Annotated in this window: 10 protein-coding genes and 1 tRNA gene; 8 read left to right on the top strand and 3 right to left on the bottom strand. The window is 42.2% G+C overall.

The features are described 5' to 3' along the window. Positions 1 to 22 precede the first annotated feature (22 nt). From H561_RS0116635 to H561_RS0116650, 3 genes are all read left to right on the top strand, one after another. Positions 23 to 1378, top strand: coding sequence for a deoxyguanosinetriphosphate triphosphohydrolase (locus H561_RS0116635; protein WP_027388046.1), 1356 nt, complete (start codon positions 23 to 25; stop codon positions 1376 to 1378). Positions 1379 to 1450: 72 nt separating this feature from the next. Beyond that, positions 1451 to 2374, top strand: coding sequence for an SPFH domain-containing protein (locus H561_RS0116640; protein WP_027388047.1), 924 nt, complete (start codon positions 1451 to 1453; stop codon positions 2372 to 2374). 212 nt (positions 2375 to 2586) lie between these two features. Then, positions 2587 to 4608 (top strand): hypothetical protein, encoded by a 2022-nt coding sequence (locus H561_RS0116650; RefSeq protein WP_027388048.1) that lies wholly within the window; start codon positions 2587 to 2589, stop codon positions 4606 to 4608. A gap of 215 nt (positions 4609 to 4823) precedes the next feature. On the opposite strand, the gene H561_RS22665 is transcribed toward H561_RS0116650, so the two are convergent. Together H561_RS22665 and H561_RS0116660 are read right to left on the bottom strand one after the other, a co-directional pair. Further along, a complete protein-coding gene (locus H561_RS22665; RefSeq protein ID WP_051349422.1) occupies positions 4824 to 5171 on the bottom strand; it encodes a DUF962 domain-containing protein in 348 nt (115 codons plus the stop codon). Positions 5172 to 5277: 106 nt separating this feature from the next. Further along, complete coding sequence (locus tag H561_RS0116660; protein WP_027388049.1) at positions 5278 to 6954, bottom strand: APC family permease; 1677 nt, start codon at positions 6952 to 6954, stop codon at positions 5278 to 5280. Between the two features lie 248 nt (positions 6955 to 7202). Between H561_RS0116660 and H561_RS0116665 the strand changes: the two genes are divergently transcribed. The 3 genes from H561_RS0116665 to H561_RS0116675 all read left to right on the top strand — a co-directional run bounded on the left by H561_RS0116665 (position 7203) and on the right by H561_RS0116675 (position 12097). After that, on the top strand, positions 7203 to 10166 hold the full coding sequence (locus tag H561_RS0116665; RefSeq protein WP_027388050.1) for a tetratricopeptide repeat protein: 2964 nt from the start codon (positions 7203 to 7205) through the stop codon (positions 10164 to 10166). A gap of 84 nt (positions 10167 to 10250) precedes the next feature. Further along, a complete protein-coding gene (locus H561_RS0116670) occupies positions 10251 to 12011 on the top strand; it encodes a porin family protein (protein ID WP_027388051.1) in 1761 nt (586 codons plus the stop codon). Between the two features lie 12 nt (positions 12012 to 12023). After that, positions 12024 to 12097 (top strand) — tRNA-Arg (locus H561_RS0116675). Positions 12098 to 12237: 140 nt separating this feature from the next. Here H561_RS0116675 and H561_RS24010 read toward each other — a convergent pair. Continuing rightward, positions 12238 to 12384 (bottom strand): hypothetical protein, encoded by a 147-nt coding sequence (locus tag H561_RS24010; protein ID WP_155845822.1) that lies wholly within the window; start codon positions 12382 to 12384, stop codon positions 12238 to 12240. A 729-nt stretch (positions 12385 to 13113) separates the two neighbouring features. Between H561_RS24010 and H561_RS0116695 the strand changes: the two genes are divergently transcribed. Beyond that, a complete protein-coding gene (locus tag H561_RS0116695) occupies positions 13114 to 13731 on the top strand; it encodes an alpha-ketoglutarate-dependent dioxygenase AlkB family protein (RefSeq protein ID WP_027388052.1) in 618 nt (205 codons plus the stop codon). A gap of 336 nt (positions 13732 to 14067) precedes the next feature. Continuing rightward, positions 14068 to 15228, top strand: a complete 1161-nt coding sequence (locus H561_RS0116700) for an NUMOD4 domain-containing protein (protein ID WP_027388053.1) — start codon at positions 14068 to 14070, stop codon at positions 15226 to 15228. The last annotated feature ends 72 nt before the right edge of the window (positions 15229 to 15300 follow it).

Here is a 15300-nt window from a genome sequence, read left to right on the forward strand (position 1 = left end):
TTTGAAGTAATTTTGAAAAATGATGAACTTAAACCGGATTTTCACCAATCAGCGTACAGGCAACAACCCCCATACCAAGGCTTCAAGGACGGATTTTCAGAGGGATTTTGACCGAATTATTTTTTCATCGGCTTTCAGGAGACTGCAGAATAAAACCCAGGTTTTTCCGCTTCCGGGAAGCGTGTTCGTGCACAACCGCCTGACCCATTCGCTGGAAGTATCATCGGTAGGAAGGAGCCTGGGAAGCGTCATGGGGGAGCATATTCACGATCATTTTAAAAATGATTTAACGGAAGAAGCCGGAAGCTTTTACCTGCATAACCTGGGGCACGTAATTGCAGCGGCCTGCCTGTGCCATGATGTGGGCAATCCGGCTTTCGGGCATTCCGGGGAAGATGCCATCGCCAGCTATTTTGAAAGGAATGAAAACGACCTGAAGCCTAAGTTCAATGAAAAGGAATGGGCAGACCTGGTGAATTTTGAAGGGAATGCCAACGCCATCAGGGTGCTGGCCCAGCAGCAGCAGGGAAAGGATGAAGGCGGCATCCAGCTGACCTTCTCCACACTTGCGAGCATTGCCAAATATCCTTGTGAGGCCATTGCCAAAAAGAAAGGGATCATCCACCGGAAAAAATTCGGTTTTTTCCAGAATGAAAAAGAGATCTTCCTGGAAATCGCCGAAGGAACGGGTCTGATTTCAGAAAGCGAAGAGCCGCATATTTTTAAAAGGCATCCGTTTGTATGGCTGGTAGAAGCGGCAGACGATATCTGCTACAACATCATTGATATGGAAGATGCCCACCGGCTGGGAATCGTTTCGACGGCAGACTGCAAAAACCTGTTTTTCGAACTGGTAAAGTCTGAAACGGATGACGTGAACCGGATCGATAGGAAGCTGGCTTCGATTTCCAATGAAAACGAACAGATCTCTTATTTAAGAGCCAAGGTGATCAACGCGCTGATCAACAAATCGCTTGAGATGTACAAGCAGCATTTCGATACCATTCTTGAGGGGAATCTGGACAAAGCGCTGCTGGATCTCTATAAATCTGAAAACAGGACTTTACAGGATATAGAAACCTTCTCCATCGAAAAAATATACAACCATAAAGCGGTCGTGGAGATAGAAAATGCCGGCTACAACGTGATGTACGAATTGCTGGACCATTTCATCCCGTCTATTCTAAAATCTGCCGACCACAGGAAATCTTATGATATAAAGGCTCTGAAACTTCTGCCGAAACAGTTTTTGTATGAAGAAGGCACCGATTATCAGAAAGTCCTGGGCGTGATTGATTTTGTTTCGGGCATGACCGACAACTATGCCACGGACCTGTACCGGAAAATCAAAGGAATCGACATCGGGATGACGGTGTAGAATTATTCGTTTTTATTTGATTTTTAGCCTGTAAAACTGTATCTTATCAGCTAATTGACAAATTAAAACAATATGATTTATTTAGGTATTTTAGTCTTTTTCGGGCTGATCACATTATTTGCTTCTTTCTTTACCGTGAAGCAGGAATCTGCGGCTATTGTGGAAAGACTTGGTAAATTTCTCAAGGTCAGCCATGCCGGCCTGCACCTGAAAATCCCGTTTCTGGACCAGATCTCCAAACGCCTGAATCTCAGGATCCAGCAGCTGGATGTGATTATTGATACGAAAACTCTGGATAACGTTTTCATTAAAATGAAGGTTTCCGTACAGTACCAGGTGATCAGGGAGAATGTAAGAGATGCATATTACCGTCTGGAAAACCCTGAAAACCAGATCACGTCCTATGTTTTTGATGTGGTCCGTGCAGAAGTCCCGAAAACCAAACTGGATGATGTTTTTGTAAGGAAAGACGACATTGCCATTGCGGTTAAAAGTGAACTGCAGGAGGCTATGCAGAGTTACGGCTACGATATTATCAAAGCCTTGGTCACCGATATTGATCCGGATGAGCAGGTGAAACATGCCATGAACAGGATCAATGCGGCAGAACGTGAAAAAACCGCCGCAGAATACGAATCTGAAGCACAAAGAATACGGATTGTAGCAGTAGCCAAAGCTGAAGCCGAATCCAAAAAACTCCAGGGGCAGGGGATTGCCGACCAGAGAAGGGAGATTGCCAAAGGCCTTGAAGAATCGGTAAAAATGCTGAATGCCGCGAATATCAATGCCCAGGAAGCTTCTGCACTGATCGTCGTAACGCAGCATTATGATACCCTGAATTCCATCGGGGCCAATAACAGAAGCAACCTGGTATTGCTTCCCAATTCGCCGACCGCCGCCAGTTCGATGCTGAATGACCTGTTGGTTTCCATGGCTGCTACACAGAAAATGGATGAATATAACAATGCATTGACCAACCCTCCTAAAAAGCAGTAATAGTCAAACTATTTTTTAAAAACAGGTCCCTTTCAGTTATCGGAAGGGATTTTTTATGTTCCGGCCTCACATGGATGCGGTCTGATGCCATACATCCGCTTCCGGAAGCTTACATAAATATCTTCATTCCGTTGCTCTTGTTTTTTAGCTTTTAAATACCTAATTTGACCTTGCATTTTATACCAGAGTAATACAAAATAGTAAAATATAATATGGACAATCAGATTGAAATTGAAAATTACAAAATCCAGAAGTCGGAATCATGGGCGGGGAATATTGATGATCAGGAGCTTATAAATAAGATACAGGAGTCTGAATTTTCAAAACAGCAAATCAGTGACGGAAAAGATTTCTGCTATTTTTTAGATAAGAAATACCGTACCAGCAATACCGAAAACAGCGAGTACATCTGTATGGCCTATACCCTGAACGAGCCGGCCAACCTTGAGCGGGCTTCGGTTTCGGAAATTGTGGTTGAAGAAAATGAGGTGTACCATATCCATAGGATCAGTGTATTGAGGGACGGCGTCCTGATTGATAAAATCCCGGATACCAAAATAAAGGTGCTGGACAGCGAAAACCACAGCAGCGGCGGGATTTTAAGCAGTAACAAAAAAATCAATATCACCATAAAAGACCTCAGGCTGTATGATATCCTGATCATGGAAGATTCCAGGGTGAAGACGTTTACGGACCGTGATTTCCTCAGGAAAGAATTTTCAAAGTACATTTGGGTAAGCCCGGATAACTACTGGGCCTACGGAAGCTACACGTTTGCCTTCATCAATGACAGGGAAGAGAAAATTGCCTGTAAAAAGACCTTCTTCAGGGATGACAACGGAAATGTCCTGGAGCCCGAAATCCGTTACCTGAATAAAGGCGAGCGTTTTGTGTCTGAAGAAAAAGATTACATTAATCCGGTAGATGCGAACCGCGAAATTTTCCCTTACATCGATTTTGCCACCGCGGCTGGCTGGAAAGACCTTTCCAACTATATTGCGCCCATCTACGATGAAATATTTAATACAACCTCACTCAAAGGCTTTGCACCGGACCTGGCTGAAAAGCTTGACCTGATTGCACACCCGGATGAAAAAATTCAGTTTGCCATAGAGTACGTCCAGAACAATGTTTATTATATTTTCAACGCTGATGAAATGAACGGGCACAAGCCTCAGGAGCCTGCGGTTACCTATGAAAACAAACAGGGCGACTGTAAGGCGAAATCCGTTCTGTTAAAAGTAATCCTGGATTATATCGGGGTGGAATCTTCAGTGGTCCTGGTGAATTTCCATACGGACTTTTATATTAAATACTACCTGCCTTCGCTGCTTACTTTCAACCATGCGATTGTGAAAATTAATTATAAAGGCGAGGATTTCTTTATCGATGCCACGACCCGTGAGGAATTCGGGGTGCTGGAAAACCGCGGCTTCATTTATTTCATGCATTATCTGGAGGTAAAGCCCGATCAGGAATTAAAGGAAAGGAAACCTTACCGTTACCCTTATTTCTGTGTGGATGAGAAAGTGGACTTTACTGTGCAGGGGACTTCGGGAACACTGACTTTAAGCACTTCTTACAAAGGCAACCGTGCCAATGCCATGAGGCGGTATTTTAAAAATACCAATAAGAGAGAAATCATAGACAGCTGGAACAACTTCCTTTTTTACAGCCTGAACTATTCCGGAGACCGGAACGGGACGGATATCAGGAATGTGTTCAAAGACCCGTCCATTGAGATCATCAGTGATGATAAGAAAATGAATGAATTTAAAATCCGGTACAAAGCTACGGTAGACAATCCGTATTTTACGGATCCGAAAAACAACCGTTTCCTGATGTATTTTGACCGGAATGTCATCAAAGCGAGCGCACGGGATTTTATGCATAAAGACATTTCTTTCTGGCATAATTTCGACAGCGAAAAGTATGATATTAATCTGTATACCGATCAGAAAATCGATACCGAAGAAAAATATACGGTTCAGGAAAGCACGATTGACAACCCGTATTTTAACTTTACCAGCCGTAAGAAAGTAACGAAAAACGGCGCGACCGTGAATATAGAATACAAGCCTCTGGTGAATCTCGAAATCCCGAAGAATGATTTTGAGAAGTTCAGGACCGACCACCATACGATAGCCGACAGCAACTTCGGCTTAGGAATCGATATCATTGAGCCCGGCCTGATGAATATGCTGAAGTTCAACTTTAAAAAACGCTTCATGTAATCCGCAGGGATGCTTCACTGAAGGTTAAACAAAATCCGGGGGCTTGCAAAGCAAGCCCCCGGATTTTATTATGGATTGGGAAGTGAAATCTTTAATAATGAAAAGCCTGATTCAGATTTAGTACTGAAATTTTATAAAGTTTCTTTTTGATTCTGTCAGCACTGAACAGGTTCAGAACAGAGTATTGATACCGGCAATTATTTGAAAGCATTGAATTAATGATTTTCCGGGTCCGTGTTTTTTGAAACGGAATTCCCGGTAAACTTCTGTCTTCCGGTCAGCAGTTCAAAGAACAGCTTAAAGTCCGAGATCAGAGACCAGACCGGGTATCTGAAGGTTGCCGGTTTGTTCTTTTCAATAACGGCATGGCTCAGCCACGCAAACCCGTAGCCGAAAATCGGGACGTACCATAAAAACCGTTCCTTTCCTGAACTGATCACGTATCCGATGACCAGAAAGACCATCAATGTGCCGATAAAATGGAGGACCCTCGTTCCGGTCTTGCTGTGCTCGGTAAGGTAAAAGCGGTAAAATTCTTTGAAGGTTTTGATTCTTTCAGACATGGCTTTTTAATTTGGTATTTCAAAAAAACTAAAGCAATAAGTCCGCCAATCCGAAACAAAAAGTCCGGACTGCTTTTACAGTCCGGACTTAAATGATATAAGGTGATTAAGCCTGGGCCTTTCTCAACTTGCTGTTCCGGTAACCGTAACAGAAATAGATGATAAGCCCGAAAGCAAACCACAGCCCGAACCAGAACCAGTTGTCATGGCTCATTCCGGTCAGGAGGTAAAGGCATGAGCTTAATCCGATTAAAGGGATCAGGGAGAAATTTTTAATAAAGGTCAGGACACAAAGCACTAAATTAACCAGAATAAAGAAGAATATGGAAGCCCTGAATTCACCTTCCGCCGGGTCTTTCCAATCCATTAACGTACTGAAAAATCCAGGCTGCCAGAAGTAAAATACCACAAGTGATCCGATAAAAATAATCGGGAAAATGAATTTACCGTTGATATACGGAAGATGGAACCGGCCTTTAATTTTCTCTTTGGCAGGCAGCATAAGAACTCCGGCACACACCAGCACGAAGGCGAAGATAGTTCCGATACTCGTAAAGTCCAGGATAAAGGATTTATCCGTAAACAAAATCGGGATTCCCACCACAATACCTGTGACAACAGTGGCAAAAGAAGGGGTTTTATATTTAGGGTGCACCGTCTGGAATTTCTGCGGCATCAGTCCGTCACGGCTCATGGCGTACCAGATTCTCGGCTGTCCCATCTGGAAAACCAGCAATACGGTCGTAATGGCAACAATCGCAACGAAAGAAACGGCGAGCTCCATCCAGGCTACGTTGGCATTGGACTTTTCAAAGATGAAGGAAAGCGGGTCTCCGACTCCGTCAAACTTTCTGTAATCCACCATTCCGGTCAATACCAGGGTCAGGGCAATATAAATGACAGTACACAGCACCAGCGAAATGATCATTCCTTTCGGCAGGGTTTTCTGCGGATCTTTGGTTTCTTCAGACAGTACGCTCAACGCATCAAAGCCGATATAGGCGAAGAAGACTCCTGAAACGGCACTCATCACGCCGGCAAAACCGTTCGGCATAAAGGAGGCCACATGGGTCTGCGGATTAACGGGTGTCCAGTTGTCGGTATTGATATAAGAAAATCCGACTAAGATAACCAGCACGATAGCGGCCAGTTTTAAGATAACCAAGGCATTGTTGAAGTTCTTGCTTTCTTTGACGCCTACGTAACATAACCAGGTAATCAGTCCGTTGATCACCAAAGCGGGCACATCCACAATAAGTCTCAGGCTCCCGATCAGAGGCGCATGGCTCCATGCATTAATCAGTTCCTTGTTTTCAGAGCCGTTCATAAATGCTTTTTTAGCTTCAGTATAGCTGCAGGTCAGGTAATCGGGGATATGCATGCCCATCCGTTCCAGGAAGCTCGTGAAGTAATCGGACCAGGAAAAAGCCACATAGATATTCCCGAAAGAATATTCCATAATGAGGGCCCAGCCGATGATCCAGGCAATCAGTTCCCCGAAGCTTGCATAGGCATAGGTATACGCGGAACCGGCCGTCGGGATCCTGCTTGCAAATTCAGCATAGCAGAGCGCCGTAAAGCCGCAGGCAAAGCCACAGATTAAATATAGTAAAATGACGCCCGGGCCTCCCCTAAAGACGGCTTCTCCGAGACTGCTGAAACTTCCTGCCCCGATAATGGCCGCGATACCAAAAAATACGATGTCCCAGACCCCCAGAACCCTTAGCAGGCCGGTGGATGTATCGGAATCTGAATAGATTTTCCTTCTAAAAAGCTGATTCATTCAATAACTATATTTTATTTGAAAGAAGCAAATGTAATTATTTCTCTGAAATAATTTTGTTTTTCTTAAGGTTTCTTATCAAAAGTTAAGAAGTCATAAAATCGGAATCACTTATTAACAATCTGTTAAAAGGCTTGTTTATACAATATCTTTTCAATATTTTCGTTGACCAATTGTGGATAATTTCTGCAGAATTTTAAATATTTAGCCCTGGTTTTCAGGCTCGCCCATTTTAAAATTTACAATTAATGAACTCGAAAAAAATACTCCTTGCGACTGCTGTTCTGTATTTCGGTATTGCCGATGCCCAACAGTCTCAATACTTTACGCATAAAGAAAATTACAGGTTCAATCTGGCCGAAAACCTTTATCAGACCAAGATCTACAATGCTTCACAATACGAATATGCAAGACAATATTTCTATAATGAAAACCTGTCGAGATCCAGACAGGAAGCGGCGCAGTTTTTTGATAATGTGATCGGTGTGATCCTTCAGAAAAACCATGCGGAAGAAGGGCTGACGGCTTTTATCAGGCAGTATCCCAATTCTGCCTATTTCGCCCAGGCCAACCTCCCGCTGGCTGATTATTACCTGGCGAAAAAAGATTTTCCGAAAGCCCTGGAAACCCTGAAAAAGATCAACCAGTACCAGCTTTCCAAAGAAGAAAATACGCAGTATATCCTGAAACTTGGGTACGCTAAATTCATGATGGGCGACTCCAAAGGCGCAACGGATGCCTTGGAAGAAGCCTATAAGACGGCTGACGAATCCCAGAAAGGAGACATTGCCTACATGCTCGGGCACTTGTATTACTCGGACCGGCAGAATGAAAAGGCTTTCCAGTATTTCGACAGGGTAAAAGACCGTCCGGAATATGCCAAGCTCGTGCGCCCTTATTATGTACAGATGTACTATAATGACAAAGATTATGACAAGGCGATATCTGAAGGAACAGCATTGCTTAATGAAGACATTTCGGAAGCTTACAAAGCAGAGGTCCACAAGATCATCGGGGAGAGTGAATTTATGAAGGGGGATTATGATGCGGCGTATCCGCATCTGAAAGACTATCTGAGCGTTCAGCAGAACCCGTCTGAAAATGACCTGTATGAAATGGGATTTGTTGCTGCCCAGCTTAAAAAATATGATGAAGCGGTTTCTTATTATAACCAGTTGCTGAACAGCAATTCCGCACTGGCCCAGAATGCCTATTACCAGCTTGGCAATGCTTATCTGGCGGTTGGCAAAAAGCAGGAGGCCCTTTCCGCATTCCGTTCGTCTTACCAGATGAATTATGATCCGAAGGTTAAAAAACTGGCCCACGAACAATATGCCAAATTAAGTTATGATATCGGGAACCCGTTTGAAAGTGCTTCAACGGTAATCCAGAACTATATCAACGAAAACCCGAACGGTACCAACGGGGCAGAGATGAGGTCGCTGCTGGTGAAATCTTACCTGTATTCCGGGAACTATAAGGAGACCCTGAATGCCATCGACAGGCTTCAGAATTCTTCCCCTGACATTGATAAGATCGACCAGGAAGTTTCTTATCTGCTGGGCACCGAAGAATTCAATAAAGGGAATTATGACGAAGCCGAGCAGTATTTCTTAAGAAGCTTAGGATTCAACATCAATAAAGAATTCAATAACCGCGCATTATACTGGTTAGGACAAGTGTATTACCAGAAAGGGAATTATCCGTCGGCCATTGCCCGTTATGAAAAACTGCTGACCCAGACTTTCCCTGAAAAGCAGCAGCTGCCTTACGATCTGGGATACGCTTATTTCAAATCCAGGAAATTTGACCAGGCGGAAACCTATTTCAGGCAGTACCTGAGCAATCCGAAACCGGAGTTCAAAAATGACGCGGAGCTTCGTCTGGCCGATATCAATTATGCCAACAACAACCTGAATGAAGCCATTGCCATCTATGACCGGAATGAAGAGGCAACGGATTATACCCTGTACCAGAAATCCATGGCTTTAGGATTTAAAGGGGATACCCAGGCTAAGATCACCAACCTTAAGACGCTTTTATCGAAATACCCGGATTCCGATTATTATGATGATGCCCAGTACGAAATCGGAACGGCCTATGCGGCCCAGGATGACTTTTCCAATGCCAATGATTTCTTCAACAAGGTCATTAAAACTTCATCGGATAAAGATCTGGTCGCCAATGCTTCCATTTACAGGGCCCAGAATTACATCGACCAGAACCAGAGCGACAAGGCTCTTTCTGAATTAAGATCGCTCGGGGAACAGTATAAAAATACAGCGTATGCAGAGAAGATCGTGCAGGCTGCAAAGCCCATTTTTACGAAGAACGGTGACGTGGCAGGATATGAAAGCTTTGCCCGAAGCATCGGCGTCAATATAGACGCCTCTGAAATTGATGAAATCAACCTATCGACCGCTAAGCAGCTGTTCACGAAAAAAGACTATAAGAATGCGATTTCTTATTATGAAAAATATTTGACGCAGAACCCGACAGGAGAGGGGCTGTACCAGGCCAAATATGAACTGGGCGAAAGTTACTACCAGACCAAGAATGCAACCAAGGCGCTTTTGGTATTACAGGAAGTGGCCGGTGTTGCGAATGATTACCAGGATGATGCACAGACCCGCCTGGCACAGATCTATATGGCGCAGGGAGACCGTGCCCAGGCCAGGACCTATCTGGAAAACCTGAGAAATTCTTCTGACGTCAGTATAAAAAATTACGCCAATGTAGAACTGATGAAGCTGTATGCCGAGGAAAAGAACTTCTCAGAAGCTGAAAAATTAGCGGATGCGGTTATTGCGAATAACAAAAATTCCGTTGCAGTCATTGAAACGGCTAAAGTGATCAAAGCGAGAAGCCTGATGAATTCCGGCAGGGATAAAGAGGCACAGGCTGCTTATACGGCTTTGGAGAAATCTTCGAATACGTCGGTAGCGTCGGAAGCTTTGTATGCCAAAGCCTATTATCAGAATAAAGCAAAAGCCTTTAAGTCTTCCAATGAAACCATCTTTAAACTGGCTAACAATTACGCTTCCGAAGAATACTGGGGGGCACGTGCGCTCGTATTGATGGCGAGAAATTATGTAGGCTTAAAAGATAATTACCAGGCAAGCTATACCTGTGACCAGATCATTGAAAACTACAAAGACTTTCCGGAGATTGCAGCGGAAGCAAAAGAGGTTAAAAAATCGATTAAAAAGTAAGTATAAAGTGTACACCGTAGAATGTAAAAAGTAAAACATACCGTTGAAATACATGATACACCAGACATTAATACAACCATAAAAATGAACAGGAAAATTCAAATATTATCTATATTATTCTTAGGGATCTCGTCGGCGGCGTTTTCCCAGATCAAAGAAGAGAAACTGATTCTTAATAAAAAAAGGGAACCGGAGGTCAAGAAGATCGAAAAAAAGAAAACTTCGGTGGAGACCATTAAAAACTATCCGCCGGAAGAGAAATCGCAGAATCCTGTACAGTATAAAATTACGGATGTTCCTGCAGTATCCGATTTTAAGACTTCTACCATTCAGGGGCAGGACGTGACACCGAAATTTGAAGGTTCATTACAGAATAACTACATCCAGTTCGGAATGGGGAATTACGGGAAGATCCTCGGGGATGCCAACATCTCCAAAACCCTGCAAAATAAGATTGAAGTGGGAGCGGATGCGCATTTTCTTTCTACCCAGGGCCTGAAAAAGGATTATCCCTGGGACTCCAAACAGAGTTCAACCACCCTGGGAGCCTTCGTTAATTCTTACGGGGACAAAGGAAAGTTCAATCTAAATGCTGAATACGGCTTGAACAGCTATAATTATTACGGCATTTATGCGCTTCAACCCGGCGATGTGGACCTGGACCAGCGGGTAAACCAGTTTAAGGTGAACGGCTATTACGATTTTTATTCCAATGAGATCCTGAATGATGTCAGGGTGAAATCGTCGTTTTTAAAAGACCATTTCGATGCCCAGGAAAACCAGGTTTCGGTATTAGCCAACTTATCCAAGCATGCGGTGGAACTCGGGAAATCCGGGATTAACCTGAATGCGGATTTAGGGGTAGGACTCGAAGCGGTAAAAAGTGAGTTTGCGATCGTTGATAAAAACGCATCCAATTTCGTCAATACCAGCCTGGCGCCGAAAGTAACCTTCAGAAAAGGGGAGTCGTACCTGATGCTGGGATCGTCATTTTCATTCCTGAACTCGAAGAACTCAAATGCCCTGATGGCAGAACAGATGAAAAACAACAAGACCTACTGGTTTCCGCAGGCGGAATTTCAATATGCCGCTGCCCAGGAATTCAAGTTTTACGGAGGTGTTGACGGAGGCCTGAAACTGAATACCTATGCTGATTTACTACAGCAGAACCCATTCATTGTTTCCGACCAGTACCTGAGGCCGACTGAAACCAAGTATCATTTCTATGCGGGGTTAAAAGGGGATATCGATGAGACTTTTAAATACGATGTTTCCGCAGGGTACGGAAAAATGAGGGATATCATGTTCTTTAAGGCAAATGATTTATTCGACTATACTTCCGTCAACCGTTCTGCTTATAATTATGCAAATACGTTCTCTGCCATCTATGATGACGGGAACGTAAGCGACATCAAAGGAAGCCTTCAGTATTTCCCGCTCGCGAACTTACTGCTGGATGCAGAGGTGAAATTCACCAAGTTTGACCTTAAAAATTATGAGGATATCTATAATATTCCCCTGTTTAATGCCTCAATCGGGGCAAAATATACCATGCTGGACCAAAAATTATTGCTCGGTTTCAAAGGGATTTTTGCGAGCGACAGAACCACGAATTCATTTGTGCTTGAGGGAGTTGGGAGCCCGTTGGTATACCAGTCCACCGAGGATACGCATGACAAAGTTGGGGGGTATGCCGATTTAAATCTTTCCGCAGAGTATAAAGTTTACAAAAATTTCAGTATTTTTGCCATCGGAAATAATCTTCTGAGCTCAAAATACCAGACGTACAAAGGATACAAAGTTCTCGGTGCACAGGTTTTGGGAGGCGTGAAGATCACTTTCTAAATAAATAATGAGGGCTGCGTAGTTCAACTGGATAGAATATCAGATTTCGGCTCTGAGGGTTGGGGGTTCGAATCCCTTCGCGGTCACCCAGAGGAAGAAGCACTTTTAGGAGTGCTTTTCCTTTTTTTATATTTAGTAAAGGGTTTGTTCATCGGGGAGATAGGAAATCGTGCAGACTTAATCTGAAGTGTTCGGAAAATTCGAGCTTTTGAGCAAAACGAACTCATTATTTTTTTTTAGTGTCATTATCCCCAGTAATATAGAGTTGAGAGAGATTTGGTAATACTTTTAGCACCTGATCAAGTTTTGTTCTGATATCGGTATTTTTATCAGTCAGCTTTTGGCTTTGCAGTTCTATTTCCGTTACATCCATTTCTTTTCATCTTTAATCAATAATCAATCGGCCATCTTCAAAATCCAATTTATCTTCTGAATATTTTTCTCTCATGTCAGGGCCATATTTGTATCTTGACCTTTCAAAAAAAAGCAGAGCATTTAAAAATATAATTTTAAATTTGGAATAGATAAGAAAAACAGTAATTTTCAAAAGGTCGGATTACAAAGATTTTTCTGAATTAGGGTTAAGCGAAGCCAATCGTACTGCCGATAAGAGTATAATAAAAACACGACAACTTTTGTCGCATTACCGCATTAGCTTTGGAAATAATGGTGAATGAAACTCAAACTAACGATACGGGAAAGGATGGCATCAATGCGAAAAGCATTACTGGAGAATTTTTAGGGAATTCAAAAATCAGCACTTTGAAGTTAAATGCAGCTTCAGTCCTTAGCATGAAGGAATAAGGAAACAGGTGGGATACTTGGGAACTTAAGATCAGATTTGAATCGGATATTTAGAGGAAAAAACCGGGGATAGATCCTGTTTTACCGATTTGATCTGCAACGAGACCTGGGAGTACAGTTCACCGGATTTGTCGTAAAGTGAAAATCATCAACCGTAAGACAAGGATTTTTATTATCAGATACATATGAGATAATCACTAAAAATAAAACTTTCCCGGAGGAAAGTAAATACAAATGATAAAAAAATATTTCTGCGGGCGGGAATGTTGTAACGATAAATCTTATACATGAAAAAAGAATGGGTCAGCTGAGTTTATTTAATGCCGAAGAATTTTACGAGTTTCCGAAAGACCTTTTGGAATACCGGGAGAATTTCCTGGACAGGGAAGAGGCCGATCAACTTAAAGATAGGCTCCTGCATACGGCACCGTGGGAACAGCGTATGCAGAAAATGTACGATAAAACGGTATTAACGCCGCGGTTAACGGCATGGTTTGGCGGCAGCGATAAATCTTATGAACCGGCAGATAACAATACATCCGGCACCCACCCCTGGACCCCGGAATTATTATCCCTGAAAGAAAAAATCGAAAAAGAATCCGGTTACCTTTTCAATGGCGTGCTGCTTAATCTTTACCGTAACCACAATGATTCCGTAGCCTGGCACAGGGATAAGGAAAGCCGGTACGGAAGCCGCCCGGTCATCGCCTCCATCAGTCTCGGACAGACCCGCAATTTTGATTTCAGAAAAAAAGATCATCACCAAAGCAAATACAGCCTGCCGCTCCCACACGGTTCCCTTCTTATCATGAAGGGTGACCTCCAGGAGAATTGGGAGCACCGGATTGCCAAATCTAATTTTCCAATGAAAGAGCGGATAAATCTGACATTCCGATTAATACATAAGAAAAATTAACAACAGAATTTATACCGGCAAAAACGACCGTTTTTTATTCAATAGTTTTAATAGTTTATTTCATCCTCCAATTTAATTTTACTCCTGCACATTAATTCGGGTTAATGGACAACTGGGGAAAATTGCAATGAGAGAAAATTATCGGTAGTAGATCAATAACTGATTCAAGCAAACTGACGTTTTTATAAATCAATACAATCTATGTGGATCGAAATCTTAATATAAGAATTATGGGATAACCATACAGGACTATTTTTAATCTCAAATTTATATTTTTGTTATATTACATTGATTGGACACCAATAAAAAAATCACTTAAAAGAAATATTTACCATTATGAAGTTGCCTATAGAATTAGGAGATAAGTATATCGATACTGTTCTTTCCAACCTTTCCTTAAAAGATCTTCCTGATGAACGGTGGGAACTTATTGAAGGATTTGAGAATTACGCCATTTCAAATTATGGACGTGTGAAAAGCCTGGAACGCATGGTTCCGGCCCCTAACGGTGGAGAACAGAAGATATCAGACAGGATTATAAAGCCGCAAGTCTTTAGATATTTCAATAAGCATCTTAAGGCTCACTTTTATAACGTGAGATGCAACCTCTGTCTTGAGGGAAAATTACATGGAAGATCAACAGCCCGTTTGGTGTATTATCATTTTGTGGAAAAATTTGATATGGATGATCTTTCATTCCGCATATCCTTTAAAGATGAAAATCGCTTTAATGTACACTTCAGTAATCTCGTAAAGATCACAGCCATTGAGCTCCGCAACAAAGTACTGGATGCAGGGAGAGGAAAAAAGGGAAATTACCGGCAGCCCGTGAGCCAATATACCGTTGACGGAAATTTTGTTGATAGTTATGACACTATTTATGCTGCAAGTAAAGCTTTGGGAGTTCATCATACCCATATCATTGCGGTTATCAATAAAAAAAGGACTACCGCGGGAACATTCCGGTGGTTTGCTAAAGATTATATACCCAATGAAAATGATTTTATGCCTGATGTTGAAAGTAAATCCAAAAAAATATTCAATACAAGCCTGTGGAAAAAGATCGGTGAGCCCCCTGTTGATCAGAATAATCCTCCTGCCTGCCTGAATTTATCACTTGAGGATCTGCCCGGTGAAAGATGGAAGCCGATTCCCAATCTTGAAGGATATTTTGCCATATCCAATAAAGGAAGGATCAAACGGCTGGATACATGGTCTGAGAATAAAAATAAAACTCTTTTCAGGGAAAACATCATTTCTCTTTTTCTGGATACCTCTTTTAATAGAAAGTATTATTTATATGCCAGCTTAAGTCATAAATGCCAACGGATCAAGATAAGACTGAACAAATATCTTTATTACTGTTTTGTCAAAAAATTCGATCTCAATGACCGTTCCATTGTCATCATTAACAAAAGTGAGCCTTTATGGAATATTGATATTGCAAATTTAAAATTATGTTCCCCCACACATCACTTAAATAAGAAAAAGGATTGAAAATATAGTAACCAACTGTTTAATAAACATTAATATTTCACATACTGTTTTTTTTAATTATAATTTGATTAG

The organism is Chryseobacterium gregarium DSM 19109 (assembly GCF_000430845.1).
GTDB lineage: Bacteria > Bacteroidota > Bacteroidia > Flavobacteriales > Weeksellaceae > Chryseobacterium > Chryseobacterium gregarium.

Excerpts from the sequence above, each read along its gene's own strand:
- H561_RS0116635 (WP_027388046.1), top strand. The coding sequence starts at position 23 with ATGAACTTAAACCGGATTTTCACCAATCAGCGTACAGGCAACAACCCC.
- H561_RS0116640 (WP_027388047.1), top strand. The coding sequence starts at position 1,451 with ATGATTTATTTAGGTATTTTAGTCTTTTTCGGGCTGATCACATTATTT.
- H561_RS0116650 (WP_027388048.1), top strand. The coding sequence starts at position 2,587 with ATGGACAATCAGATTGAAATTGAAAATTACAAAATCCAGAAGTCGGAA.
- H561_RS22665 (WP_051349422.1), bottom strand. The coding sequence starts at position 5,171 with ATGTCTGAAAGAATCAAAACCTTCAAAGAATTTTACCGCTTTTACCTT.
- H561_RS0116660 (WP_027388049.1), bottom strand. The coding sequence starts at position 6,954 with ATGAATCAGCTTTTTAGAAGGAAAATCTATTCAGATTCCGATACATCC.
- H561_RS0116665 (WP_027388050.1), top strand. The coding sequence starts at position 7,203 with ATGAACTCGAAAAAAATACTCCTTGCGACTGCTGTTCTGTATTTCGGT.
- H561_RS0116670 (WP_027388051.1), top strand. The coding sequence starts at position 10,251 with ATGAACAGGAAAATTCAAATATTATCTATATTATTCTTAGGGATCTCG.
- H561_RS24010 (WP_155845822.1), bottom strand. The coding sequence starts at position 12,384 with ATGGATGTAACGGAAATAGAACTGCAAAGCCAAAAGCTGACTGATAAA.
- H561_RS0116695 (WP_027388052.1), top strand. The coding sequence starts at position 13,114 with ATGGGTCAGCTGAGTTTATTTAATGCCGAAGAATTTTACGAGTTTCCG.
- H561_RS0116700 (WP_027388053.1), top strand. The coding sequence starts at position 14,068 with ATGAAGTTGCCTATAGAATTAGGAGATAAGTATATCGATACTGTTCTT.